Below are 1984 nucleotides of genomic sequence, written 5' to 3'. Positions count from 1 at the left end.
AGCTACTTACACTCCAATAGGGGTCAAACTTGGGTTAATCTCTCTTTTTAATTACGTTTCTAACAATTATTATTATCACATCTTAATATCCAGGTAGACATTCGTCCACTCATCTACCTCCACATGCCAGCCTCCCCCGCTCTGCGGTTCGGCTTCAGGCAGTTTTATCTCTTCATCAATCACCACTCTGATCACTTTTTTTCCCTCCTGATCAATCACCTGCTTCGTGACATCAAAGGTGTATATGTATCCCTTCCCATCTTGCATCACCACATAGAGGGTCAACGTGTGCTCCATCTCATCTTGTATCCCGTATGCCGTAGAGCTGCCGTATGCCGCGTCACCCTCCTTAGCCCACTTCATCTCGATAGGAACGGATACAGATCGCTTTGCTAATTTATCCAGTCCTATGAAGTAGCCTCCTGCCAAACCAGTGAGCGAAGCTGTGATACCGACTGCCTGAGAGAGATTGCCAATATGAGCGATCTCTACATCAATATCGATATACTCTCGCTTCATGATGAGAACAACCTGCTGAAGAGAAGTGTTCGACCCTGCAGGCTCCACCCGCAGGTAATCCACCCTGCCTGCATAGAACGGATCAGGCGGAAACTGATGAGGTTCGTCTGCATCACCCCTCGGGTATCTGACTCCGCTGAGCATCCCGTTCAGGGTGAGTGTGGCACCGGTGAAGCTTTCGATGGTTTCGTACCTCTGCTCCTCCCTATATCTAAGCACTTCGGAATCATTATTGAATGCCAATACTCGATAGCGTCCCGGTGTCAATCGCACCTCACCACCCTCTCTGTTGGAGAAATCCCACCGTATCGGATCTCTTGCCGAGCACCTCTCAGTATCTATGGAGCATCCCTCAGTATCTATGGGGTAAAAGAAGGTGGTGATATTCTTAGGGATCACCTCAGGCTCCTCTGTCCAATCAAAGGTCACCACGAGAGTACTCGCCGCCGGGTAGCAGAGATCCTTGTGACGACAACCGCTCAGTATTATGAGTGGTAGCAGCATCCATATTTCTTTTCTCCAAATCATCGCAATAAATAGGATACAGTGACGGCTATCTTAGTAGGACTGAAGCGAGTCTTTTCGTGCGTACTGTTCCATACGTAACAATCGCCCGAAGTATTGTACCTATACCTGTCATGCTTACCGTGAATAACACCAAGGCCTAAAGTACAATCAATGGAGATCCTTTCTTTGACACGAACCGTGTACCCGTAAGTCAGACCTACGCCCAGCTGGGGGCTTTTTGCCAAGAGACCTACGTTATCCAACTTGAAATCATAGGTATATATACGTGCATCCAAGCCCACATGATGCCCTGCTAACGGCTGCTGTAACTGTTGGCGAGTGATCCAATACCTCAACTCTATATCTCCCCCGTAATAACGCCAGTACTTATGATGCCTCCTGCAACTCAACCAAGTATGATAATAGGTAACACTGACACTCCATTGATTGGCAAAGGCATACTCAAAGCCGGCGCTCGGAATCAAGAAAAACCAAGAAAGCAAATTGGTATGAATCGAGAGAGGGTGATACCGGTGTAAAAAGGGCACAGTCTCTTCCCTCTTCACTTCGACAAACGTGCCATCATCTTGAGCTAAAGATGATGAAGCATTAATCCCTGAGAAAAGCAACAGTAAGAATAATAACCTTACCTTATTCACACCGACAAAAAACATTTTTCCTAACCCCACCTGCAATAAATACACGGGATGTAATATAACAAATACATCACAAAAAAATACATCTCAATCAAATCACGACAAAGATAGGAGTATTTATTCATTCCACCAACTCTTTTCTCTTATTTTATCTTAAAACAAGGCTAATTCTCATTTTGATGTGCTGGGGTTACGCATTAGAAAGTTCACGCCGTATGGTTTTTAGCGAGGTGCCTATGAGTAAGGACCTCGGCAGAGGTCCTTACTCATAGGCACAGGTCAAGGCACGCAGTGCCGAAGAC

The 1984-nt window shown here is 46.0% G+C and carries 2 protein-coding genes; both read right to left on the bottom strand.

The window, feature by feature from the left end:
* Window positions 1–75: 75 nt before the first annotated feature.
* A complete protein-coding gene (locus HMPREF3027_RS07565) occupies window positions 76–1047 on the bottom strand; it encodes a DUF5119 domain-containing protein (protein ID WP_070707876.1) in 972 nt (323 codons plus the stop codon).
* Window positions 1044–1700 carry a DUF3575 domain-containing protein gene (locus HMPREF3027_RS09885; RefSeq protein ID WP_070707875.1) on the bottom strand — a complete coding sequence of 219 codons (657 nt, stop codon included), beginning with the start codon at window positions 1698–1700 and terminating at the stop codon, window positions 1044–1046. The genes HMPREF3027_RS07565 and HMPREF3027_RS09885 overlap by 4 nt, the downstream gene beginning before the upstream one ends.
* Window positions 1701–1984: the final 284 nt, after the last annotated feature.

The organism is Porphyromonas sp. HMSC077F02, from assembly GCF_001815465.1.
GTDB classification, from domain to species: Bacteria; Bacteroidota; Bacteroidia; order Bacteroidales; family Porphyromonadaceae; genus Porphyromonas_A; species Porphyromonas_A somerae.
The sequence above is the reverse complement of the archived record's forward strand: the minus strand, read 5'-3'. Positions and strand labels throughout refer to the sequence as shown.